Below are 24,096 nucleotides of genomic sequence, written 5' to 3'. Positions count from 1 at the left end.
TCAATTGTCAATTATCAATTACTTTGTTCCTAAACCAACTTTACCTGCATAGATAGCGCGATCGCCTAATTCATCTTCAATTCTTAGCAAGCGATTGTATTTAGCCACCCGTTCACTACGACAGAGAGAACCGGTTTTAATTTGTCCAGCGCGAGTTGCTACTGCTAAATCTGCAATGGTTGTATCTTCGGTTTCACCGGAACGATGGCTAATAACTGAACGGAAACCGTTGCGTGTAGCTAAATCAATGGTTTCCAAAGTTTCAGTGAGAGAACCGATTTGATTTAACTTAATCAAAATCGAGTTACCGGCTTTTTGTTCGATGCCTTTTTGTAAGCGGGTGGCGTTGGTTACAAACAAATCATCACCAACTAACTGCACCTTAGAACCGACTTTCTGAGTTAGTAATTGCCAGTTTTGCCAATCTTCCTCATGTAAACCATCTTCAATGGAAACAATAGGATATTGATCCACCAACTGCCCTAAATAATCAATAAACTCAACGGGGCTATGGGGTTTACCATCATAAACATATTGCCCATCTTTGTAAAATTCACTAGCAGCCACATCTAAAGCTAAAGCTACCTGTTCCCCAGGTTTGTAACCAGCTTTTTCAATGGCTGCTACCAGCAATTCTAAAGCCACTTGGTTAGATTCTAAGTTAGGTGCAAAACCACCTTCATCACCCACACCAGTTAGCAAACCTTTATCATCCAAAACTTTGCTGAGAGTGGCAAAAACTTCCGCACCCCAACGCAAAGCTTCTTTAAAAGAAGGCGCACCGATAGGAACAATCATAAACTCTTGAAAGTCTACATTATTGGCAGCGTGCGCTCCCCCGTTGATCACGTTCATCAAAGGTACAGGCAGCAAGTTTGCTAAAGGTCCACCCAAATAACGATAAAGGGGAATATCTAACGCTGCTGCACCTGCTTTAGCTGCTGCTAAAGAAATTCCTAAAATCGCATTCGCGCCTAAATTAGCTTTGTTAGGAGAACCATCTGTAGCAATCATAGTCCGGTCTAACAACTCTTGGTTGAGAACATCCAACCCTAATAATTTGGGCGCTAATATCTCATTGGCATTTTTTACCGCCGTGAGGACTCCTTTACCACCATAACGGCTTTTATCGCCATCTCGCAGTTCATGTGCTTCAAATGTGCCTGTGGAAGCACCGCTAGGAACTTGTGCTAGTCCGACTGCACCACCAGCTAAATGTACTTCTGCTTCTAGGGTAGGTCTACCCCGTGAGTCGAGGATTTCGCGGGCTACAATGGCTTCAATGGCGGTGTCTAGATATTTGGTCATTCCTGCTTTCTCCTTATGTTTGATAGTTAAGACTTTCCAGTTTAGTCCTAAACCAATCGTTAGTTTATGCGTTTTTAACGGAAAATTGGGTGAGATTAAAGAAGATTTCCGAGTTTGAGTCAACTCAAAGGAAAGATTAATTTTTTTTAAGCCTTTAACCGTATAGTTGCCCAAGAAGACAGACAGTTGTATATTATATGAATGTAAAAAATAGTATAAGTACTTTCAGTAACAATGCTTGAACGCTGACAATATCCATAGTCAAGTTAATGTTACAGCAAATCTTAGTTGCTAGTAAGCATAAAAACGCAATTACCATAGAATAGCCTATGACTTGTTTGGAGTAGCTTTGATATTCATTGTCCCAATTGCGGTATGGCATTTGCAGATAAACCGTGAAATTTGCAGATAAACAGATTTTTGACATCTGACGCACCCTAGTAAGTGCTGTGTTTTAAGCCACAGAAAAATCTGTAAACTGCCGATATTCAGGACGAATAAACCCTAAAATAATATCATCCTTTTCTACTCCTAACTCCCATAATTCCCCAGTTATTCCCCTTTCTGTACCATCCCATTCAATGCAGATTTTACCATCAATAATTCGCAAATGAAACACCACTGCATGAACCCTGCCTGTTTTATCCCAACCTGTATCCATTAACAAATAATTATCAGATTCTTGATCACAAATACACAAAGCCTCAATTTGACCATGACTAGGTTTATACTTAGCGTGATTTCCGACAACACTAATTATAATTTTTCTGTATTTTTCTAACTTATCCATTGTACAATTACCTCCAGAATTGGATCAAAAATAATGTAATTAATCTGCTGTTGATCACTTAAAATATCTTGAATAGCTGGTTTGAGAAAAAAGTCTTGATAAGCAGCTTCAGGAATTGCTAAATATAATTTATGTTCTGGATTAATCCTTTTTATTAAACTAACATAAATATTGTATTGTCCTAGAGTTTTTTCTAATTCTGAAATTAAAGAAGGACTGTTAAAAACCTTGATTTCAATTACTATAAAACTTTTACAATAACAAGATTGCAGATTGTTGTCAAATTACACAAGTGTTAATGATGCTAACTCTCTATTTCGGGAATCAATAATATAATCTTATTTTTTAACAGTTTAATGATTGAAAATACATAACTATTCAAAATTCTTCCTTTATATTTTCTTAATATTTAATTGAGAATTATTTTTATTTATCAACGGTATTGCAATATTTTCAGCCTTCTGGTATGATTTAAGAGAATTTGTAATTTGCCTTATTGTGCCTATTTGTAAACCAGGGTTTTAAGCAGCAGATTAAAAGCCCTTACTGGTAAGAGTTTCAGAACACACAAAAATAAGAACCTGCAAAAAAGCCAGGGATTTATCAAAAATTCCTGACATGAGATTCAACTATTTTGATGCTGTTATTAGCAGGTTAGGAATCAGGGGGATTGACAAAAAAGATTGAATATGGTAAGTGAGTTGCGTTAGGAAGATGAAGCGATCGCTATTTTGATAGAAAAATGGATCGAGTGGAAAGGGCGATCGCTATATCTGCTATATGGCTATTTTTAGATATAATATATTAAAAAATAACCAGATAATTTATGACAGCAGTAATTACTAATCATATTGAAATAACGCCGGGTATATGTGGTGGCAAACCTCGCATTGCCGGACATCGAATTAAAGTACAAAATATCGTCATTTGGTATGAACGCATGGGAATGTCACCAGATGAAATTGTCTATCATTATCCTAGTATTACTTTAGCTGATGTTCATGCAGCATTGGCTTATTATTATGACCATCTGGAAGAGATTAGAAAAGATATAGAAGATGACGAAGTATTTGCTAGGGAGATGAAAGCTCAAACGCCTTCTTTAGTTCAGCAGAAACTTCAAAAAGGTCATGATTAGAGAAATTAAATTTCATTTAGATGAAAATGTCAGTAATGCCATTGCTGCTGGACTTCGCAAACGGGGAATTGATGTAACCACGACTCCAGAACAAGGACTTATTTCTGTATCTGATGAGGTGCAATTAGAATTTTCGGTATCTCAAGGAAGAGTTATATTTACTCAGGATACTGATTTTTTGAGATTACATCAAGTCAATACCAATCATTTGGGAATTGTTTATTGTTCTCAACAGACTAAATCTATTGGGCAAATTATTCAGGGTTTAGTATTAATTTGGGAGTTGCTATCACCTGAAGAGATGTTTGGAAGGATTGAATATTTATGAATGAGAAAAGCGTTAGCGAAGCTTACCGAAGGTATCGCACTGATGAAGTCAATGTGGCTAGAGTTGGAAAGGCGATCGCTATAAATCGCTATAAGTAGTTAGGCGTTAAAAATTGTCCTTACGACAAATAAGGAGCTAGAAAACATAAGGGAAAATAAGTTTATATAAATTTATTTTTTGTTACATACTATTTGTAATTATTTATGGTATAGTATCACAAAACAAGTAATAATTGATAGTTAAACCGTTACATAAAATGAACAATATAAATTTTCATAAAATCCAACCAAGAGAATCATTAAATAAAGCCTTTCTCAAAGTTAAACCCAACAGAAATGACATTGAGAACTTCAAAAAGAACCTACAAAATTTAATTGATAAAATCAACGAATCCGAATCAGAAGAATTTCACAAAAATCTAATTGGTGACTTTTTAAAAAACACATATTACAGCAACAATCATTTTATAAACACCAAAGGAAGAAATGATTTAGTGATCCATAATGGTAAAGACGCTAAGACTACTGTTGGTGTAATTTTAGAATTTAAAAAACCAACAAATAAAAGCGAAATGCTCAAAGTTGATAATTTAAACACCAAAGCTTTGCAAGAATTAGTTTTATATTTTCTGCGGGAACGTTTGACAGCTAAAAATTTAGAAATTAAATATTTAATAGCGACTAATATTTATGAATGGTTCATTTTTGATGCTAATATATTTGAGAAAGCATTTATAGAAAATAAAACCCTGATTCAGCAGTTTACAGATTTTGAAGCTGGAAGATTAAGCAATAAAAAAACCGACTTCTTTTATAAAGAAATTGCTAAACCTACCATTGATGAAATTGTCGATAAAATCACCTTTACACATTTAGATATTCGAGACTATCAGCAATATTTAAACCCTGGTGAACATCCAGATGAACATAAGTTAATTTCCCTGTTTAAGCTATTTTCTCCAGAACATTTATTAAAATTACCTTTTACTAATGATAGTAATACTCTTGATAAAGGATTTTACAGTGAATTATTACATATTATCGGTTTGGTAGAAACTAAAGAAGGTAGTAAAAAACTGATTCAACGGAAAAAAGAACCTGAAAGAAACGTTGGTTCATTAATAGAAAATGCCATTATTCAACTCGATAGTTTAGATAAAATTTCTCGGTTAGAGAAACCAGAGCAATTTGGAGAAACTTACCAAGAACAACTTTTCAATCTTGGTTTAGAATTAGCAATTACTTGGATTAATAGAATCCTATTTTTGAAATTATTAGAAGCTCAATTAATTAGATATCATAAAAATGATCCGTCTTGGGGATTTTTGAACTTACAAAAAGTTAAGAATTATGATGATCTCAATAGTCTATTTTTTAGCGTTTTAGCACGTAAACCACAGGAAAGAAGCCAGAAATTACAAACAATATTTGCTCATGTTCCTTATTTAAACAGTTCTTTGTTTGAACTTACAGACCTTGAACAAGATACTATTGTAATTAGCAATTTAGGAAATGAGAAATTACCGATTTTTACAGGTACTATCTTAAAAGATAATAACGGTAAAAAACGCACTGGTGAAATTAATGCTTTAGAATATCTCTTTGAATTTCTCAATGCTTATGATTTTAGTAGTGAAACTGGGGAAGAAATTCAGGAAGAAAATAAAAGATTAATTAATGCTGCTGTACTGGGTTTAATCTTTGAGAAAATTAATGGTTATAAAGATGGTTCTTTCTTTACTCCTGGTTTTATTACTATGTATATGTGTCGAGAAACCATTAGAAAAGCAGTTGTTCAGAAATTTAATGATATTAAAGGTTGGAATTGTGAAACTATTGATGATTTATATGATAAAATAGAGGATAAAAAAGCAGCTAATGATATTATTAACAGTTTGAAAATATGTGATCCTGCTGTGGGTTCAGGACATTTTTTAGTTTCAGCTTTGAATGAAATTATTGCAATCAAAAGCGAACTAAAAATTTTACTTGATAGGGAAGGTAAAAGATTAAAGGAATATCAGATAGAAGTTGTTAACGATGAATTAATTATTACCGATGAAGATGGTTTATTATTTGAATATAATCCCAAAAATAAGGAAAGTCAGCGAGTACAAGAAACTCTATTTCATGAAAAACAAATAATTATTGAAACCTGTTTATTTGGTGTGGATATTAACCCCAATTCTGTCAAAATATGTCGGTTGCGGTTATGGATTGAACTTTTGAAAAATGCTTATTATAAAATCGCAAGTAATTATACTGAACTGGAAACTTTACCGAATATTGATATTAACATCAAATGTGGTAATTCTTTAATTAGTCGTTTTGCGTTAGATGCTGATTTGCGAGTTGCTTTAAATAAAAGTAATTACAGTATTGAAATTTATAGAAATGCTGTACAAACTTACCGCAACGCTGAAAATAGAGAACAAAAAAGAGCAATGAACAAATTGATTAACGATATTAAAAGTAATTTGAAAACAACTTTGGGATTAAGTGATCATAATAAAACTAAATTAAGACAATTAGAGGGGGAAGTTTACAATCTGGAAAATCAAACCTTATTACTAGAAGAAAGTGAAGATGAGAAAAAACTGCGGGTTCAAAGAATTAGTCAGTTAAATAATGAAATTGATAAGTTACGGGTTGAGATTGAAGAAATAGAAAATGGCAAAATTTACACTTATGCTTTTGAATGGCGTTTTGAGTTTCCTGAAGTATTAAATAATGATGGTGATTTTATTGGTTTTGATGTAGTAATTGGTAATCCTCCTTATATTAGATCAGAAGAATTAGGATATTTAAAAATCTATCTAAAAAATAAATTTACTACCTTTGCTACTGCTGGAGATATATTTTATTATTTTTATGAGGTTTCACATTCAATTTTAGCCAATCAAGGTAAATTCTGTTTTATTAACAATACTTATGATAAAACAACTGCTGGTAAGATACTAAGAGATTTTGTGATCAAAAATTTTACCATTGACAAGTATTTAGATTTTACTTCCGTAGTTGTATTTGATGAAGCTACTACTTATACAATTATTTTTCTTGCTTCCAAATCTTATAATGTTCATGAAAGTTTTGATTTTATTAAAGTTAATAAAACTCTATATGATGACAGGGTAAATCTTTTTAACCCCGAACATTTTAGTCGAATTTCTCATCAATCATTATTAGGTGAGGTATGGCATTTTAGAAATGATGGTGAGCAAGAATTATTAAATAAACTCAATAAAAATAATCGAATTATAGATATATTTGGTAAATGTTATCGTGGTATATTAACTGGTTTAAATGAGGCTTTTATCATTAATAAAAAAATGTCTAATGATCCAGAATTAAAACCTGTTTTTGATGGTAAAGACATTAAAAAATGGGTTACTCCATCTGCTGATAAATGGATGATAATATTTGCCAGTAAATCTACACAATTAAATTTTGGTAAGCTAACAGAAGATGACGCTTTAGAAAGGATGAAAAAACAATACTCAAGTATTTTTAAGCATCTATTAAATTTTCAGAAAAAAGCTAAAAAAAGATATGACAAAGGTCAATATTGGTGGGAATTAAGAAACTGTGCTTACTATGATTTGTTTACCCAACCTAAAATTATATTTCCTAATCTGCAAAACTCAAATAAATTTTGTTTTGATGAATCAGGTACTTATCTCAATGCACCAGCAGTATTTTTACCAATAAGTGTCAAGGAAAAATATTTACTTGGTATCCTTAATTCTCGGCTAATTTGGTATTTTTTGAGAAATATTTGTGTTGTCAGAAGTGGAGGTTATCTTGAAGTAAAACCTCAATACTTTGAACAAATCCCTATTCCTCAAATTTCTAATCTTGATCAAGACATTCTGACACAATTAGTTGATCAAATTCTCACAGCTAAAAAATCAGATCCAAATGCAGATACAAGCGAATTAGAAGCAGAAATTGATCAAATGGTTTATCAACTTTATGAATTAACACCAGAAGAGATTAAAATAATAGAAGGATAAACTGTACCTAAATTTACACAATAGAAGTACCTAAGCAAGTTGAGAAAGTGGAAAAAGCGAAAAGCGGAAATATTGATTTATAAAATACAGGGGTTTGCAAGATGCTACTCATGAGTTATAATTTTATGGATAGCACTTTATTGAAATGAATAATGGAAAAAGTTGTTACTAAAATTAATCAAAAACAACAGAAAAGCGATTTTTATTATTGGCAGAAGCAATCATATCAAAAACGTTTAGAAGCACTAGAACAAATTCGTCAGGAATATCACCAATATCAGTACAATGTTGAACCAAGATTTCAAATAGTTTATACAATTATTAAACGATAATCAAGTAAAGTATTTAGTAATTGGTGGTTATGCAGTAGCCATTCATGGACACCCTCGCTATACCAAAGATATTGATATTTGGATCGAAATGAGTCAGGAAAATGCTGAAAACCTGATGAAGGCATTAGTGGAATTTGGTTTTGGTAGTTTGGGTTTAACTGCTGAAGATTTCCAATGCGCTGATCAAATTATTCAATTAGGTTATCCTCCTAATCGCATTGATTTAATTACTACACCAGATGGAATAGACTTTACAACCTGTTATCAGGCCAGAATAGAGATAAAAATTGATAATATTTTTGTTAATTTTATTGATTTAGAAAATTTGAAATTAAATAAACAAGCATCAGGGAGATTACAAGATTTAGCTGATTTAGAGAATTTACAAGATTAAGATACCAGCTAATCATGAAATAAACCTGCTTCTACATGAAAAAAATCTCCCAGCTTTTCAGCTACTTCTAAACTTATTGTCTGCTTACCATTCAAAATATCATCAACCACACCTTCTAAACCTAAAAAATCTTGTAAATCAGCTTTAGTTTTCCCAGACTCCTCCAAAAGAAACAACAACAGAGATAGAGGATTATTTTGTTGAACAGGTTGATAATATTCTTGTTCAAACTTTTCTATTAACGTTATTAACAATTGATAAAGTTCATTTTCTTCAGGACTGCGTTCTCGGTGCATTAAATCTTCTACAATAGCTAAAGCTTGTTCATTTTCTGCCTCATTTTTAATAATTCTGGGGAGATATGCGTTTAATAATTCTTTGTATTTTTCTGGATTAAAAGTAAGGGTCATTTTTCCAATTATCCTTATCGTATTCTGGGTGAGTGAGAATATATTTAATATAAATTAATTGTCCTTCATAATCTATGCTAACAATCAATCGGTATTTATTCCCTTTAATATTGAAAACTGTGAAGTTACCAACAGCTTCAGCTTTTGGAAAAACCTGTTGTACTTCAATTAAGTTTGACCATTTAGCTTTACTAGCAATCTTATACCAGTTGTTTAGTGCTTCCTGAGAATCTGCATGATTTTCTATATATTCCCTCAATATTCTAAAACTAATAACGTGCATCTTCCTATTTATACCTACCAAATTTTCCCCATCTTTAAAACAAACCCCGGTAAAACAGGTTCACAACTCACAACATCAGGATTTTCTAAACATTCTACATCTTCCCCAGGACGATAAATATAAACGTGCCGATTTTTTCTATCAATTAATAATCCTAACTGTATTCCTGGTTCTTGCATATATTCCCACATCTTATCTTTTAAAGGTTGCAAATTATCTGAAGCTGACCTTAATTCAATCACAAAATCAGGACAAATCGGAGCAAATTTTATCTGTTGTTCAGGTGTTAATTTATTCCATCTTTCTAATTTTATCCAAGCAGCATCAGGAGAACGTTCTGCACCTGTAGAAAGTTTAAAACCTGCACTAGATGAAAATGCTATTCCTGCACCATCTTCATCTGTCCAGTTCATTACTTGTTGGATGATTCTACCTTCTCGATTTCCGCCTTCTGAACCTGTTGGTGGCATAATTGATATTTCTCCATATTTATTTCTCTCAATGCGTAAATCACGGTTTTCTTGACAGAAATCAAAAAATTGATCGTCTGTCATGGGCATTGATGAGGGAAAATGTAATATTAAAGGTGATGAAAGCATAATAAGTTACTCTATCTGAAGTGAAATTAATTTTAGCACAACCTCACAAAAATCTATACCTACCAAATTTTCCCCATCTTTAAAACAAACCCTGGTAAAACAGGTTCACAACTCACCACATCAGGATTTTCTAAACATTCTACATCTTCCCCAGGAAGATAAATATAAACGTGCCGATTTTTTCTATCAATTAATAATCCTAATTGTATTCCTGGTTCTTGCATATATTCCCACATCTTATCTTTTAAAGGTTGCAAATTATCAGAAGGGGACATTAACTCAATCACCACATCAGGACAAATCGGAGCAAATTTTATCTGTTGTTCAGGTGTTAATTTATTCCATCTTTCTAATTTTATCCAAGCAGCATCAGGAGAACGTTCCGCACCAGTAGAAAGTTTAAATCCTGTACTTGAATCAAAACAAATTCCTGTACCATCTTTTTCAGACCAGACATATAACTGTCCAGACAAATTAAAATTACGATTCCCTGTTTCTGAACCTGTTGGTGGCATAATTGATATTTCTCCATATTTATTTCTCTCAATGCGTAAATCACGGTTTTCCTGACAGAAATCAAAAAATTGTTCATCTGTCATTGGCATTGACGAGGGAAAATGTAATATCAAAGGTGATGAAAGCATGATGATTTCCTCCATCTAAATTAAAATAAATTATATCACAAGCACTGATAAAATTTACCTTATAAGTAACAATAATATCCCCAAATTCTTGAAAAAGTCAGATTTCTGATAAGGATGAGATATAAAATATAATAGTTAATCAAAATGGTGAATATGCGATTACTACACACAATGTTGCGGGTAGGCAACCTAGAAAAATCCTTGCAATTTTACTGTGATATCCTGGGGATGAAATTATTGCGACGTAAAGATTACCCAGGTGGAGAATTTACCCTGGCTTTTGTAGGTTATGGGGATGAAAGCGACCACACTGTGATAGAATTAACCTATAACTGGGGCGTGGAAAAGTATGATTTGGGTAACGCCTATGGTCATATCGCCCTGGGAGTAGATGACATTTACTCCACCTGTGAGGAAATTAGAAACCGTGGGGGTAAGGTAGTCCGCGAACCTGGTCCTATGAAACACGGTTCAACAGTGATCGCTTTTGTCGAAGATCCCGATGGTTATAAAGTTGAATTGATTCAACTGGCTACTCACGGTACAACAGAAACAGAAAAATCCCCAGCCCAGTTGGTTAGTCAGTAATTCTCGTCTAAAGTATCTTATCTTAGAGTAGGGTGGGCTTGGTCCCACCATCACCATCGTCTGTATAAACTTGTGATTATTTGCCAATCACCAATTTATAACCTAAAATCGTCAATCTTAAAAATCTAAACATCTAAAATCTTAAAAATGCAGCCTACAGATCCAAATAAATTTACTGATACAGCTTGGGATGCTGTTATTAAATCTCAAGATATTGTCCGCGCTTATCAACAACAACAATTAGAAGTAGAACATTTAATTCTTGCCCTTTTAGAAGAATCTAGCAGTGTAACTTCAGGTATTTTAGCCCGTGCGGAAATTGATCCGATTCGGTTACAGGAGCAATTAGAAGGTTATACTAAACGTCAGCCCAAAGTAGCTAAAAGTGATCAGTTGTATCTGGGAAGAAATTTAGATTTGCTGCTAGATCGAGCCGAAGAAATTCGTGGGAGAATGAAGGAAGGGGAAATCTCGGAAGGTCATGTTTTATTAGCTTTTGCGGAAGATGAACGCATTGGAAGACGGATATTTAAAGGTTTAAATGTTGATATTGCTAAGTTAGAAACTGCTGTTAAAAATGTTCGCGTGACTCAAAGAGTTTCTACAAAAGCAGGAGAAAAAGAATCTGCGGATCTTAATGAACCAGCTTTAAAACGTTTTGGTAGGGATTTAACAGAACAAGCAAAGGCAGGAAAATTAGATCCGGTTATTGGACGTGATGATGAAATTAGGCGTGTAATTCAAGTTTTATCCAGACGTAGCAAAAATAACCCGGTTTTGATTGGTGAACCTGGAGTTGGTAAAACGGCGATCGCCGAAGCTTTAGCCCAAAGAATGGTTAATGGTGATGTTCCTGAGTCTTTAAAAAACCGTCAATTGATATCTTTAGATATTGGTAGTTTAATCGCTGGGGCAAAATACCGTGGTGAATTTGAAGACCGTTTAAAAAACGTCCTCCGGGAAGTTACTGAATCTAACGGGCAAGTAGTCCTATTTATTGATGAACTGCATACCGTTGTCGGTGCAGGTTCTAACCAACAAGGATCAATGGATGCGGGTAATTTACTGAAACCTATGTTAGCCCGTGGTGAATTGCGTTGTATTGGTGCAACAACTTTAGACGAATATCGTAAATTTATAGAAAAAGATGCAGCTTTAGAACGTCGTTTTCAACAGGTATATGTAGATCAACCCACCGTAGAAAACACTATCTCAATTTTACGGGGTTTAAAAGAGCGTTATGAAGTACATCATAACGTTAAAATTTCCGATTCTGCTTTAGTGGCAGCAGCAACATTATCAGCCCGTTATATTGCAGATCGGTTTTTACCTGATAAAGCTATTGACTTAGTAGACGAAGCCGCAGCGAAATTAAAAATGGAAATCACCTCCAAACCCGCGGAACTGGAAACTATTGATAGACGCTTGATGCAGCTAGAAATGGAAAAACTGTCCTTATCAGGTGAAGAACTAGCTACACCACAAACTAAGGAACGTTTAGACAGAATAGAGCAAGAAATTGCCACTTTAACCGTTAAACAGCAAACATTTAACGAACAATGGCAAGGAGAAAAGCAATTATTAGAAGCTATTAGCACCTTAAAGAAAGAAGAAGACGCGCTTAGAGTGCAAATTGAACAAGCTGAAAGAGATTATGATTTAAACAAAGCTGCTCAATTGAAATATGGCAAATTAGAAGGAGTACAAAGAGAACGAGAAATTAAAGAAACGCAGTTATTAGAAATTCAAAGCCAAGGTTCTACCCTGCTACGGGAACAAGTCACCGAAGCTGACATTGCGGAAATAGTCGCCAAATGGACAGGTATACCAGTTAACCGCCTTTTAGAGTCAGAACGCCAGAAATTACTGAAATTAGAAAGCCATTTACACGAAAGAGTTATTGGACAAGAAGAAGCTGTTGCTGCTGTTTCCGCTGCTATTCGTCGCGCTCGTGCGGGAATGAAAGATCCATCTCGTCCTATTGGTTCATTTTTGTTCATGGGACCCACTGGGGTCGGTAAAACCGAACTCGCCCGCGCCTTAGCTCAATTTCTCTTTGATTCTGATGATGCTTTGGTGCGTTTGGATATGTCCGAGTACATGGAAAAACACTCAGTTTCTCGGTTAGTGGGTGCGCCTCCCGGATACATCGGTTATGAAGAAGGTGGTCAACTTTCCGAAGCTATCCGTCGTCATCCCTATTCTGTGGTGTTACTAGATGAAGTAGAAAAAGCCCATCCCGATGTATTTAATATTCTGCTGCAAGTGTTAGATGACGGTAGAGTTACTGACTCTCAAGGAAGGGGCGTAGATTTCCGAAACACAGTTATAGTCATGACTAGCAACATCGGCAGCGAACATATTCTTGATGTTTCTGGTGATGATTCAAAGTATGATATGATGCGAAATAAAGTGATGGAAGGTTTGCGATCGCACTTCCGCCCTGAATTTCTTAACCGCGTTGATGACTTAATCCTATTCCATACCCTCAGTCGTTCAGAAATGCGCCATATCATCCGTATTCAACTAAAACGGGTGGAAAAACTACTCAAAGAACAAAAAATCTCCTTTGAAATATCCCAAGCAGCTTGTGACCATTTAGTTGAAGCTGGTTATGATCCTGTTTATGGCGCACGTCCGTTAAAACGGTCAATTCAGCGCGAAGTCGAAAACCCCCTCGCTACCAAATTGTTAGAAAATACCTTTATTTCTGGAGATACAATTTTTATAGATAAAGGTGAAAATGGTCTGACATTCTCTAAAAAACAATCAGTTAAGGTATCAGTGGGGAAAAGGACGGTGAAGTTAGTAGAAGCATCTTCAGATGTGTAAAAACGCTGCTGGTGGGTTAATTCTTGCTTAACCCACCATCTACTTAGGGTTTGCTGAGAAAGTCTTTTCGTGTTCGCGCAGCGTGACGTAAGTCATGGGCATAGGAGTCAGGAGTCAGGAGGAAATTTCAAAATTTTTTTCCTAATTATGCAGACCTATCCAATATGAATGACAACAGACTTCTTAACCACTTACTTGACTCTATCTATTTTCATCGTTCTTGCCAATATTTAGGTTTTCGACTACAGTGCATGATTGCAACAATTAAAATATATTCTTCTTCTATGGTGTATAGGATACCATAAGGAAATTTACGAACTAAGCAACGATGAATATCTTGATCTGTGACTGGATAGCGTTGTGGGGATTCAATAATTTTAAAAATGGCATCTTCAACAGCATTGATAAAATTTTGTGCTATTTCAATATTATTTTCTGCATAAAATTTAACGGCTTCTGAATATTCTGTCAATGCCGCAGGATGAAAAGTATATTTCATTTTTCTAAAATTTTTCTGATTTGCGCTAAAGCTACCTCTCCTGAAATTGGTTCAATTGTACGATTGCGAATTTCATCCCGGCGTTTTTTAGCTTCTGTATTCCAAATTTTTTGGATGTTGCCATCAATATCCGATTCTAAACTTTCAATTAGCTTTTCTACTAAAAATACTCTAGTAGCACTGGGTAAAGATAAGGCTTCTTGAATTAACTCTTCCACTGATAGCATAATAGTTTATTGCATTACATTTAATTTTAAAATAGTCTTTCTTGATGAATATAATTATAACAGATTTTCAATTATGAGTCAAGTATCTTGTTCTCTGAATTTTGCAAAGCATTATAAGCACTTCAAGATTACTTAAAATTATCCACTAAGTAAGTGAACAGAAAAAACCGAAATATGTAACGAAAAGTAAAATATCTAAAAACCTATTCCCTGTTCCCTTGTCATAACGACAATTTTTAACGCCCACTTACTTAACTTTGTTACTATTATTTACCTACAATTCTCCTCCCAGTCACCAGTCCTAGTCACCAATCCCCCTATCATGGTAGTGTAATCCGAATCATTATTTAGAGGTATTCCTTACCTCAAAAAAGACATATATAGACGAAAATTGATCCTCAGAATTATCTGCAAGTAAATCAAACACACGGATAACTATGTTAGAACAAGGCACTATCAGTATCCATACTGAGAATATTTTCCCAATTATCAAAAAATCTCTCTATTCAGATCATCAAATTTTCTTACGGGAACTGGTATCCAACGCAGTAGACGCGATCCAAAAAATCAAAATGGTTTCCCGTGCAGGAGAATACAACGGAGATATCAGTGAACCAGAAATTACCATTGCCATTGATAAAGATAAAAAAACCCTCTCCATTTCTGATAATGGCATTGGAATGACCACAGAGGAAGTCAAAAAATATATTAACCAAGTTGCTTTTTCCAGTGCGGAAGAATTTATTCACAAATATGAAGGAAAAGCCGATCAACCAATTATCGGACATTTTGGTTTAGGTTTTTATTCTTCCTTCATGGTGGCGAAAAAAGTCGAAATTGACACTCTATCCTATAAAGAAGGTGCAACAGCAGTACATTGGACTTGTGATGGTTCACCAGAATTTACATTAGATGAATCTTCTCGCACCTCTCGCGGTACTACCATTACTTTAACATTAATGCCCGATGAGGAAGAATATTTAGAACCTGCGAGAATTAAGAATTTAGTTAAAACCTATTGTGATTTTATGCCAGTTCCCATCAAATTAGATGGGGAAGTTTTGAATAAACAAAAAGCACCTTGGCGCGAATCTTCTAGCAGTTTAACTAAAGAAGATTATTTGGAATTTTACCGCTATCTTTATCCTTTCCAAGAAGAACCTTTGTTATGGGTGCATCTAAATACAGATTATCCTTTTATTGTGAACGGGATTTTGTATTTCCCGAAAATGCGCCCTGATGTGGATGTCACTAAAGGACAAACAAAGTTATTCTGTAATCAGGTTTTTGTAAGTGATAACTGTGATGAAATTATTCCTCAATTTTTACTACCTATGCGGGGGGTAATTGATAGTACAGATATTCCTTTGAACGTTTCCCGGAGTGCATTACAAGGCGATCGCACAGTTAAAAAAATCGGTGATTACATCGCTAAAAAAGTCGGCGATAGCTTGAAAGAATTATATCGCACCGACAAAGAAAAATATATCAACGCCTGGAAAGATTTAGGCACATTCGTTAAATTTGGTGTTCTCAACGATGAGAAATTTAAGAAACAAGTTGAAGACATCATCGTTTTCCGCACCACTGCCAAATTAGAAGCAGAAAAAACAGAAACACCCGCAGTAGAAGTACAATCTTCTGAGAGTGATGTTTGGCAAGATGTCACCCCAGGAAACACCACCAGCTTACCTTATACCACCCTCAAAGAATATTTAGAACGCAACAAAGAACGCCACGAAAATAAAGTTTTCTACTGCACCGATGAAGCGAGTCAAGCGACTTATGTAGAACTTCACAAAAACCAAGGTTTAGAAGTTCTATTTATGGACTCCTTCATTGATACCCACTTTATTAACTTCCTAGAAAGAGAATATCAGGACGTTAAATTTACACGGGTAGACTCTGACATTGATAACACATTATTAGATGATAAATCAGGGGAAATTGTAGACCCCACAACCAACAAAACCAAGAGTGAAATTATCAAAGAATTATTTGAAAAATCACTCAACAAACCAAAAGTTAATATTCGTACCGAGGCGTTAAAATCAGATAATCCCCAAGGAACACCACCAGCAATGGTATTGTTACCAGAAATTTTGCGTCGTTTGCGAGATATGAACGCCATGATGCAACAGCAAAATGCAGAATTTCCTGAAGATCATATTTTGTTAGTAAATACCGCCCATCCTTTGATTCAAAACTTGTTAACCTTGAACCAAGGAAGTATTATTCAAGGTGATGGAGAATCACCCACAGCGCAGTTAACAAAAATGATTTGTCAGCACGTTTATGATTTAGCGTTGATGTCACAAAAAGGCTTTGACGCTGAGGGCATGAAGTCTTTTGTGGAAAGGTCTAATGATGTGTTGACTAAGTTAACAGAAAAAGCGAGTCAGTAGGTACAATATGTAGGGGTTTAGCAATGCCAAACCCCTATCTTGTTATTGCTGACAGAGGAAATTGAAATTGTCTGAATCAGAATGTCTGGTTACTGAGCGACTTGTACTGAGCCTGTCCTGAGCCTGTCCTGAGCCTGTCCTGAGCCTGTCCTGAGCCTGTCCTGAGCGGTGTCGAAGGGCGGTGTCGAAGGGCGGTGTCGAAGGGCGCAGTCGAAGTAAGCCGAAGTAAGCCGAAGTACAGGATTTGAGGACTTACAGGATGATTTCTTTTTAAGGATTTTTTACAGGATTTGCAACAAAATGGTTTTAAATAGCTTTACAATTTAATTAAGTAAACAATATTTCAAGATGTAATGATATCTATTCCTATTACCCTAGAACAACTGATTGCAGTTGTAAAACAGTTACCACCAGATGAACAAGCACAGGTAGCAATGTCCTTACTTAAAGGGGATTTATCTTCAGATTTAACAGAATTACTACAAAAACAGTATGCTTTAAACTCTGATAGTGAGAATGTGAAAAGTTTAGCTATTTCAACTGATAAGAAACCGAAAAAGTATGATTTCTCTGATTTAATGGGGCGTTTAAATTGGCGAGGAGATGCAGTTGAAATGCAAAGGTCTTTAAGAGATGAATGGTGATAGTTATCTGTTAGATACAAATGCGGTTGTGGCTGTGTTACAGGGAAATACTCAACTGCTGCAAATATTACAAAACGCTGATTGGATAGGAATTTCCGTGATTAGTCAAATTGAATTTTTGGCATTTTCTGGTTTAAGTGAATTAGATTATCAGCTTTTTCAAGAGTTTATTCAGCGTGTGGAAGTTGTTGGTTTGTCAGCAAAAGATACGTTATTAATTGATAATATTATTAAAATTCGTCAGCAATATCGCTTAAAATTACCTGATGCAGTAATTACAGCAACAGCAATACAAAATACAGCGAGTTTGGTAACGGCAGACCAAGAGTTAATAAAAATACCTATTTTGACTGTAATTACTTGGTAATTCCATCAAAATTAATTCTTTCTCCTGACTCCTGACTCCTGACTCCTGACTCCTGACTCCTGACTCCTGACTCCTACTATATAATCATTGATAAACCTGAAAACAGGAAAACCCACCATGATCATCACCACCCAAGACTACCAAATCACTTGGGAAAAATTACCCGATGATTACATTCTTCCCGACGATCCTGTGGATAACATCTACCAACCCACCCAAGCCGCAGCCCTAACCGAAAGCCTCCAACTAGCAGGTAAACTTGCTGCCAATTGCCTTATAACTACGAATTATGGCATCTGTGCCACAGTAAACGGCAAAATTGTCGTTAAAGCCCCTGACTGGGCTTATATCCCCGAAATTCGCACAACTAAGCAAGAAATCTTTCGTAGTTATACCCCCCAACTACAGGGAGACATTCCGGTTATTGTCATGGAATTTATTTCTGATACCGATGGAACAGAATATTCTAGTAAACCAACTTATCCGCCTGGAAAATGGTTTTTTTATGAAAGAATTTTAAAAGTTCCTAACTACATTATTTTTGAACCAGATAGAGGAGACTTAGAAGTTTATCGCTTAGATAAAAATAGTGAACAATACCAAATAGAAACACCTGATCAAAACCAACGTTACTGGATAGAAGAAATCAAACTTTATCTCGGTATTTGGGAAGGTACAAGAGAAAATCTCACCACTAAATGGTTAAGATTTTGGGATGAACAAGGAAATTTGTTATTGTGGAGTTCCGAATTAGTAGAACAAAAACGACAGGAGATAGAAGTAGAAAAACAACGTGCTGAACAAGAAAAACAGCGTGTTGAAAGACTAGCAGCACAACTACGTGCAGCAGGTATCGAACCAGAAAACTAAAAGTAGGGTAGCCAACACCCACCAAATTATAAAATAAAACTCTTGTGGTGCGGGCATCTTGCCCGCTAATAGTATACTTGAGAAAAATCTGTTAACTAATCACAGCAATACATTCAATTTCTACCAACACATCTTTAGGTAAACGGGAAACCTCCACACAAGCACGCGCAGGGGCGGTATCTTCAGAAAAATACTTTGCATAAACCGCATTTACAGCAGCAAAATCTTTCATATCAGCTAAAAATACACCTGTTTTCACGACATCATTAAAAGTAGCACCAGCTTCTGTGAGGATAGCTTCAATATTTCTCATCACCTGTTCCGTTTGTTTGGTGACATCATCAGTATAAACCACATCACCCAAACGGGGATCAATAGCTATTTGGCCAGCGACAAACAGCATTTTCCCTGAAGCTACAATAGCCTGGTTATATGGTCCAACGGGTGCGGGTGCTTTATCGGTACGGATAACTTCACGAGTCATAATTTTAATCTCTTTTATCTCTTTTGGTAAAGGTGCATCTGGTTTATTGAAGTCTAAATCAACATCTGTTGTATCAACTTCTCCATCTGGCATGATCGCATTTCCTCTTAAAATGGAAGGTTTTTAACCTTGAATGAAATAATTATCAATTATCAATTGTCAATTATCAATTGTCAATTGTCAATTGTTCATGGCTGCTAAAAAAGCCTTTTGACTCACATCTTTATAAACGGATTGTAAATAATTCATTGTCACATCACCCGCAGAAGAACTCACTGAATTTTCCTCATCTTTAGCTAGGGGAATTTTACCCAAAACATCTAACACCGTCTCACCCACACTAGGAGAAATGACCACTAAAGACGATTCTAATGGCTCATTATATTGCCAAAAATTATCTGATTTTAATGACAATTGATGTTCAGAAATTGGTTTTTGAATTTCTGCTTTTTCCTGTTTGCTAGTCGTTCCCTCAGACTGATCTAAAAGTTTACTGCTGCGTAAATTTCGTAAATCACTAATAATTTTTTCTCTGGTGCGTCCTCGTAATTGAAATAAAACAAAAGGATCTTCACTAAAGCGATCGCCTAATTGATAATACACTGCCCCAATATGTTTACAAGGTACTGCTTTATCAGGACAGGAACATTTACTATGAACATCACCCAAGGTAAAAGGAAATAATGAAAGTCCGTTACTTGTAAAGACATCTTCAATATTTTGTGGCATTTCTCCCGCTAATAATTTAGCAGCAAAAATTGACTTTTGGGACATGGTTTCAATCACATAACCCCATTCTTCATCACTAAAAGCATCTAGGAACAAAGAAACTTTATAAGGTTCTACTTCACTACCTTGAACCCGTGCTAAAACCTTCGCACCTTTAAATTCAATACTCAAAACATTGCCTTGTCGAGAATAATTTCTCGCCCTTTCTAACCGCTTTTTAAAGCGATAGGAATCCAATAAATCTAGCCATCTTTGTGACCACCATTCTCTGCTTGCTTGTAAATTTTCTTGACTCATAATTAAAAAGTTGGGATCAGAGTATATGTTAGATTTAGGACTTACGTAAGATTGGACTAAAAGCCGGATTCTGACGTAGGGGTAATTCATGAATTACCCATACTTGCGTTCTGTTTTGCGTAAGTCCTGAGATTAAAGATTATCTAACCACTGTTGCAAATCTGCTACTGTATCTAAATCAAATATTGCCTCTCCCAGAGATTCCAGGATTTCTATGTTTAAACTTCTAATTTTTGTTGCTAACTCTAAATCAATTTCTCCAAATTTTCTATTAATTTGACGGAAAATTAAATTTTTTTCTCTTTCAATACCTCTTTCAATACCTCTTTCAATTCCTTCTTCCATCCAACTGGTAACAATTTGCATAACTTCCTCCTTTTCCTCTGTTATTAATGTACCTAGTTCTGTTTGAAATTTCTCTTTTTCTATTTTATTTAATCTCAAGTATGTGTCAATGAAACCTGATATTAATTGCATTTTGGCAGGGTTTAATGTCATCTACATCTACATCTGTTTCTTTTTATTCTTTGTCCTTCAATCTTTCAGGTACATAACTGATTCCTGTACGGGCAGCCACGGGGGGTTTGTCCCTACAACTCCTATTCCTCATCTTCATCAATTATCGCATTTCTGTCCAATAATAATAAATCACGTAATTGATCTGTATCAAGTTCTGTTAACCATTCTTCACCAGCACCAACCACCTGTTCTGCTAATTGTTTCTTACTTTCAATCATCTCATTAATTTTCTCTTCTAAAGTTCCAGTACACACAAATTTATGAACCTGTACATTCTTAGTTTGTCCAATTCTAAAAACTCGGTCTGTAGCTTGATTTTCCACCGCAGGATTCCACCATCTATCAAAATGAAATACATGATTTGCCCTGGTTAAATTTAAACCCACACCACCAGCTTTTAAAGACAAAATCATAATTGGTGGTCCTTGGGGATCATGTTGAAAACGATCAATCATTTCTTCTCGTTGTTTTTTACTGGTGCTACCATATAAAAAGAAAATTTCCCTGCCTAAACGTTTTTCTAAATAGGGTTTTAATAATTTACCCCATTCGGCAAACTGAGTAAAAATTAAAGCCCGGTTTTCTTCTGCCACAACTTCTTCTAACATTTCTTCTAGACGTTGTAATTTTGCAGAATGATGTTTTGCTAAATTTGACTCTTTTAAAAATTGTGCTGGATGATTACAAATTTGTTTGAGTTTCACCAACAAACCTAAAATCATACCCCGACGTTGTAAACCTGCTGCTGATTCAATTGCCATCAAAGATTCGTCTACCAACTGTTGATATAATTCCCCTTGTTCAGCAGTTAAACCACAAAATACAGTCATTTCTTGCTTTTCTGGCAGGTCTTGAATAATTGATTTATCAGTTTTCAAACGTCGTAAAATGAAAGGCTGCACCAAAGATCGTAATTGTCCTAAAGAAGCAGTATCACCATACTTTTCAATAGGCATGGCAAAACGTCTTTGGAAAAATTGTTTATTACCCAAATATCCAGGGTTGAGAAAATCTAAAATAGACCATAATTCCTGCAATCTATTTTCTACAGGTGTTCCGGTTAAAGCAAGTCTAAATGTAGTGTCCAATTTTCGCACAGCTTGAGATTGTTTAGAATCAGCATTTTTGATATTTTGGGCTTCATCTAAAACAACTATTTGCCAATTCATGGTTTTTAATAAATTAATATCTCGCTGTACCAATGAATAGCTAGTAATTACTAAATCGTATTTATTTACTGTGGCAGTAAAACTTTTACCTTTGGGGCGTTTATCACCATGATATTCTAAAACTTTCAATTTAGGGGCAAATTTTTTAACTTCTTTTGCCCAATTTCCTAAAACCGAAGTGGGACATACTAAAAGCGTCGGGTTTTCTAATGCGTCTTTTTCTTTGAGATGCAGGAGAAAAACAATAAATTGTACCGATTTTCCTAGTCCCATATCATCCGCTAAACAAGCACCTAAACCCCATCTTTCTAAAAATGCTAACCAAGCTGCACCCCGTTCTTGATAAGGTCTTAATTTACCTTGAAAATTGTCAGGTGTTGGTAAAGGTTGAATATCTTGATTATTAGTTAAAGTCCCTACTAATTCTTGCAATGCGCCGGAAGCATCAAAACTCACAACAGGTAATTTTTCAATCACTTGAGTATCACCGGTACTAATTCTTAAAGCATCTTCTAAAGATAAAGATAACTGTTCTTTACGAGATGTAAAAAAGTTTTGGGCAGTTTTAATATCTTGGTTTCTTAGTTCTACCCATTCACCGTTAATTTCTACTAAAGGACTATTTAAAGCTACCAGTTTATCAAACTCAGCTTTAGAAATTGTCTGTCCACCAATTGCTAATTGCCATTGAAAGTTTAACAAACTTTGTAACCCCAAACGTCCTGATTTTTGCTTGGGAGGTTCGGCATTAATTTTCAAACCTAAACGATTAGCCCAACCTTCACGATTTGCTAAACTTGGTGGTAAAATTACCCCTAAGCCGCTATCTTCTAATCTCCAAGTTACAGTTTTAATAAATTCATAAGCTTGCATAGGAGTGAGGTGACAAAATTCAGGAGATTCTGTTTCTAAACTAGGCGCAATCACGGGATATAATCGAGAAGCTAAACCCAAACCCCGCAAAAATGTTTCCTGTGGTTGTTCAATTTGACGATGTTGATAAACTAATGTTTTTACTGGATGACTCCAAATAGTATTAGCATCTATTAAAAATTCTGAATCATCCGCTGCTTGGAGAAAATAAGCTAACTTCCAATCTGTTGTTTCTGCTGCTGGGGGATGGAGTTGAAAACAAGTCCTAAATGCAGCTTTTCCTGTTAATTGATATTGTAAAGGTAAAGTCCATGCTTTCAGGGCTGATTCTAATCTTTCTACTCCCATTGCATCAGCATTAATTTGATTTAATCCTTGATTTGATGCACTCGTTAAGGACTGTAACCACTGCTGTACCGCAGATGGTAAGGACATCATTAATCTATTATCAATGGGAGATTGAGAACCAACCATTTCTCGAATTTGGGCATCTATGATATTGTTGAGAAATGCCAAAATTAATCCTTGCGGTTCTCCAGGTAAATCAACTATTAATTTACTGCTAAAATCTTCTCTATCTGGTTGATAAGTACGACAAACTAACGGCATTTTCGCCGCAAATTTTTCTAAACGAGTAGCATCTATAGCACTATCTAAAAGTACCTGCCATTTACCAACTAGAGAATTATCTGGATTTTCTATAATATTCGGTAAAAACTTACAACGGGCAATTAAATCTAAACTCCATCGCGCCATTTGTAACCAAAAACGCAAATCTCCACCTAAAAAAGCATCTTTATTATCTGTTGAACTCAAGGGTAAATTTGAGAGAAATTTAATGGCAGCACTGGGTGGGAGACAAAAACCTTCAATTTTCCAAGGTTGTAAGTATTTTTGTGAATTTTTCTCAATCTCTAAACTAGCAGAATTTATGGGAGAAATAGCAGATTCTGTTTCTATAAAATTAGTTGGTAAAGCAATAATTTGTGAGTATGTTGGTAAAGTCTTTTCTGTTTTATGTGCTGTTTTACGTCCTTTGATTGGAGTAACAGCAGATGGAGATGTTGCAATATCTTGAATATAATTAGAAATTTCTAAATTATTGACTGCTAACCATTCCCTCAACTCAGTTGGAGTCATTGCCAAAGGATTAAGTGGGATTTCATCGGCGGTAATAGATTCCAGATTAATCTGGGAACTTCGCCAAGTTTCTCCCCAAATAAATAAACAATTATCAGTATAATTTTGCCCTTTATTTAACCAAATACCGTGTAAAATTGCCATATTTCTCAGATGCTAATTGTTTTCAGGAAATAATAGGGAATAGGAAACAGGGAACACTTCGACAAGCTCAG

Annotated in this window: 23 protein-coding genes and 1 pseudogene; 11 read left to right on the top strand and 13 right to left on the bottom strand. The window is 35.1% G+C overall.

Going from position 1 to position 24,096, the window contains the following annotated elements:
- Nucleotides 1–18: 18 nt before the first annotated feature.
- The 3 genes from eno to H6F45_RS08370 all read right to left on the bottom strand — a co-directional run bounded on the left by eno (nucleotide 19) and on the right by H6F45_RS08370 (nucleotide 2,337).
- Entirely contained in the window at nucleotides 19–1,308 is a 1,290-nt protein-coding gene (gene eno / locus H6F45_RS08380) for a phosphopyruvate hydratase (RefSeq protein WP_190346937.1), read from the bottom strand.
- 454 nt (nucleotides 1,309–1,762) lie between these two features.
- Nucleotides 1,763–2,098 carry a XisI protein gene (locus H6F45_RS08375; RefSeq protein WP_096566345.1) on the bottom strand — a complete coding sequence of 112 codons (336 nt, stop codon included), beginning with the start codon at nucleotides 2,096–2,098 and terminating at the stop codon, nucleotides 1,763–1,765.
- Nucleotides 2,086–2,337, bottom strand: coding sequence for an element excision factor XisH family protein (locus H6F45_RS08370; protein WP_347237721.1), 252 nt, complete (start codon nucleotides 2,335–2,337; stop codon nucleotides 2,086–2,088). The genes H6F45_RS08375 and H6F45_RS08370 overlap by 13 nt, the downstream gene beginning before the upstream one ends.
- Before the next feature lie 587 nt (nucleotides 2,338–2,924).
- On the opposite strand from H6F45_RS08370, the gene H6F45_RS08365 reads away from it, so the two are divergent.
- From H6F45_RS08365 to H6F45_RS08345, 5 genes are all read left to right on the top strand, one after another.
- Nucleotides 2,925–3,236: a DUF433 domain-containing protein gene (locus H6F45_RS08365; RefSeq protein WP_096566341.1), complete on the top strand. Its 312-nt coding sequence runs from the start codon at nucleotides 2,925–2,927 to the stop codon at nucleotides 3,234–3,236.
- Entirely contained in the window at nucleotides 3,229–3,564 is a 336-nt protein-coding gene (locus H6F45_RS08360) for a DUF5615 family PIN-like protein (protein ID WP_096566339.1), read from the top strand. The genes H6F45_RS08365 and H6F45_RS08360 overlap by 8 nt, the downstream gene beginning before the upstream one ends.
- Before the next feature lie 256 nt (nucleotides 3,565–3,820).
- On the top strand, nucleotides 3,821–7,576 hold the full coding sequence (locus H6F45_RS08355; RefSeq protein WP_190346936.1) for a TaqI-like C-terminal specificity domain-containing protein: 3,756 nt from the start codon (nucleotides 3,821–3,823) through the stop codon (nucleotides 7,574–7,576).
- A gap of 152 nt (nucleotides 7,577–7,728) precedes the next feature.
- On the top strand, nucleotides 7,729–7,908 hold the full coding sequence (locus H6F45_RS08350; RefSeq protein WP_137667523.1) for a hypothetical protein: 180 nt from the start codon (nucleotides 7,729–7,731) through the stop codon (nucleotides 7,906–7,908).
- A complete protein-coding gene (locus H6F45_RS08345; RefSeq protein ID WP_201277610.1) occupies nucleotides 7,889–8,302 on the top strand; it encodes a DUF6036 family nucleotidyltransferase in 414 nt (137 codons plus the stop codon). The genes H6F45_RS08350 and H6F45_RS08345 overlap by 20 nt, the downstream gene beginning before the upstream one ends.
- A gap of 8 nt (nucleotides 8,303–8,310) precedes the next feature.
- On the opposite strand, the gene H6F45_RS08340 is transcribed toward H6F45_RS08345, so the two are convergent.
- Genes H6F45_RS08340 through H6F45_RS08325 form a run of 4 tightly spaced genes read right to left on the bottom strand, consistent with a single transcriptional unit; the run spans nucleotide 8,311 to nucleotide 10,238 of the window.
- Nucleotides 8,311–8,712 carry a hypothetical protein gene (locus H6F45_RS08340; protein WP_096566331.1) on the bottom strand — a complete coding sequence of 134 codons (402 nt, stop codon included), beginning with the start codon at nucleotides 8,710–8,712 and terminating at the stop codon, nucleotides 8,311–8,313.
- Complete coding sequence (locus H6F45_RS08335) at nucleotides 8,696–8,995, bottom strand: type II toxin-antitoxin system HigB family toxin (RefSeq protein WP_096572595.1); 300 nt, start codon at nucleotides 8,993–8,995, stop codon at nucleotides 8,696–8,698. Before H6F45_RS08335 ends, H6F45_RS08340 begins: the two co-directional genes overlap by 17 nt.
- 14 nt (nucleotides 8,996–9,009) lie before the next feature.
- Nucleotides 9,010–9,594 carry a Uma2 family endonuclease gene (locus H6F45_RS08330; protein ID WP_190346935.1) on the bottom strand — a complete coding sequence of 195 codons (585 nt, stop codon included), beginning with the start codon at nucleotides 9,592–9,594 and terminating at the stop codon, nucleotides 9,010–9,012.
- 59 nt (nucleotides 9,595–9,653) lie between these two features.
- Nucleotides 9,654–10,238: a Uma2 family endonuclease gene (locus H6F45_RS08325; RefSeq protein WP_096572594.1), complete on the bottom strand. Its 585-nt coding sequence runs from the start codon at nucleotides 10,236–10,238 to the stop codon at nucleotides 9,654–9,656.
- Nucleotides 10,239–10,391: 153 nt separating this feature from the next.
- On the opposite strand from H6F45_RS08325, the gene gloA reads away from it, so the two are divergent.
- Together gloA and clpB are read left to right on the top strand one after the other, a co-directional pair.
- On the top strand, nucleotides 10,392–10,826 hold the full coding sequence (gene gloA / locus H6F45_RS08320; protein WP_096566329.1) for a lactoylglutathione lyase: 435 nt from the start codon (nucleotides 10,392–10,394) through the stop codon (nucleotides 10,824–10,826).
- Between the two features lie 147 nt (nucleotides 10,827–10,973).
- Nucleotides 10,974–13,658: an ATP-dependent chaperone ClpB gene (clpB, locus tag H6F45_RS08315; protein WP_137667526.1), complete on the top strand. Its 2,685-nt coding sequence runs from the start codon at nucleotides 10,974–10,976 to the stop codon at nucleotides 13,656–13,658.
- Between the two features lie 211 nt (nucleotides 13,659–13,869).
- On the opposite strand, the gene H6F45_RS08310 is transcribed toward clpB, so the two are convergent.
- Nucleotides 13,870–14,157: a type II toxin-antitoxin system RelE/ParE family toxin gene (locus tag H6F45_RS08310; RefSeq protein WP_190346934.1), complete on the bottom strand. Its 288-nt coding sequence runs from the start codon at nucleotides 14,155–14,157 to the stop codon at nucleotides 13,870–13,872.
- Nucleotides 14,154–14,384, bottom strand: coding sequence for an addiction module protein (locus H6F45_RS08305; RefSeq protein WP_190346933.1), 231 nt, complete (start codon nucleotides 14,382–14,384; stop codon nucleotides 14,154–14,156). The genes H6F45_RS08310 and H6F45_RS08305 overlap by 4 nt, the downstream gene beginning before the upstream one ends.
- 437 nt (nucleotides 14,385–14,821) lie before the next feature.
- On the opposite strand from H6F45_RS08305, the gene htpG reads away from it, so the two are divergent.
- The 4 genes from htpG (at nucleotide 14,822) to H6F45_RS08285 (ending at nucleotide 18,670) form a co-directional block, all read left to right on the top strand.
- Complete coding sequence (gene htpG / locus H6F45_RS08300; RefSeq protein ID WP_190346932.1) at nucleotides 14,822–16,789, top strand: molecular chaperone HtpG; 1,968 nt, start codon at nucleotides 14,822–14,824, stop codon at nucleotides 16,787–16,789.
- Nucleotides 16,790–17,142: 353 nt separating this feature from the next.
- Nucleotides 17,143–17,433, top strand: a complete 291-nt coding sequence (locus H6F45_RS08295; RefSeq protein ID WP_137668448.1) for a hypothetical protein — start codon at nucleotides 17,143–17,145, stop codon at nucleotides 17,431–17,433.
- Nucleotides 17,423–17,800, top strand: a complete 378-nt coding sequence (locus H6F45_RS08290; protein ID WP_137668447.1) for a type II toxin-antitoxin system VapC family toxin — start codon at nucleotides 17,423–17,425, stop codon at nucleotides 17,798–17,800. Before H6F45_RS08295 ends, H6F45_RS08290 begins: the two co-directional genes overlap by 11 nt.
- A gap of 117 nt (nucleotides 17,801–17,917) precedes the next feature.
- Nucleotides 17,918–18,670, top strand: a complete 753-nt coding sequence (locus tag H6F45_RS08285) for a Uma2 family endonuclease (RefSeq protein WP_190346931.1) — start codon at nucleotides 17,918–17,920, stop codon at nucleotides 18,668–18,670.
- 91 nt (nucleotides 18,671–18,761) lie between these two features.
- On the opposite strand, the pseudogene H6F45_RS08280 reads toward H6F45_RS08285, so the two are convergent.
- From H6F45_RS08280 to H6F45_RS08265, 4 genes and pseudogenes are all read right to left on the bottom strand, one after another.
- Nucleotides 18,762–19,277: pseudogene (locus H6F45_RS08280) on the bottom strand (RidA family protein); the annotation flags it as partial.
- 57 nt (nucleotides 19,278–19,334) lie between these two features.
- Nucleotides 19,335–20,180 carry an SWIM zinc finger family protein gene (locus H6F45_RS08275; protein WP_137668445.1) on the bottom strand — a complete coding sequence of 282 codons (846 nt, stop codon included), beginning with the start codon at nucleotides 20,178–20,180 and terminating at the stop codon, nucleotides 19,335–19,337.
- A gap of 132 nt (nucleotides 20,181–20,312) precedes the next feature.
- On the bottom strand, nucleotides 20,313–20,678 hold the full coding sequence (locus H6F45_RS08270) for a DUF4351 domain-containing protein (RefSeq protein ID WP_242052571.1): 366 nt from the start codon (nucleotides 20,676–20,678) through the stop codon (nucleotides 20,313–20,315).
- A gap of 101 nt (nucleotides 20,679–20,779) precedes the next feature.
- On the bottom strand, nucleotides 20,780–24,025 hold the full coding sequence (locus H6F45_RS08265; protein WP_137668443.1) for a DEAD/DEAH box helicase: 3,246 nt from the start codon (nucleotides 24,023–24,025) through the stop codon (nucleotides 20,780–20,782).
- Between the last annotated feature and the right edge of the window lie 71 nt (nucleotides 24,026–24,096).

The organism is Sphaerospermopsis sp. FACHB-1194 (assembly GCF_014696235.1).
In the GTDB taxonomy this organism is placed as follows: domain Bacteria; phylum Cyanobacteriota; class Cyanobacteriia; order Cyanobacteriales; family Nostocaceae; genus Sphaerospermopsis; species Sphaerospermopsis kisseleviana.
This window is presented reverse-complemented; position numbering and strand designations above follow the sequence as displayed.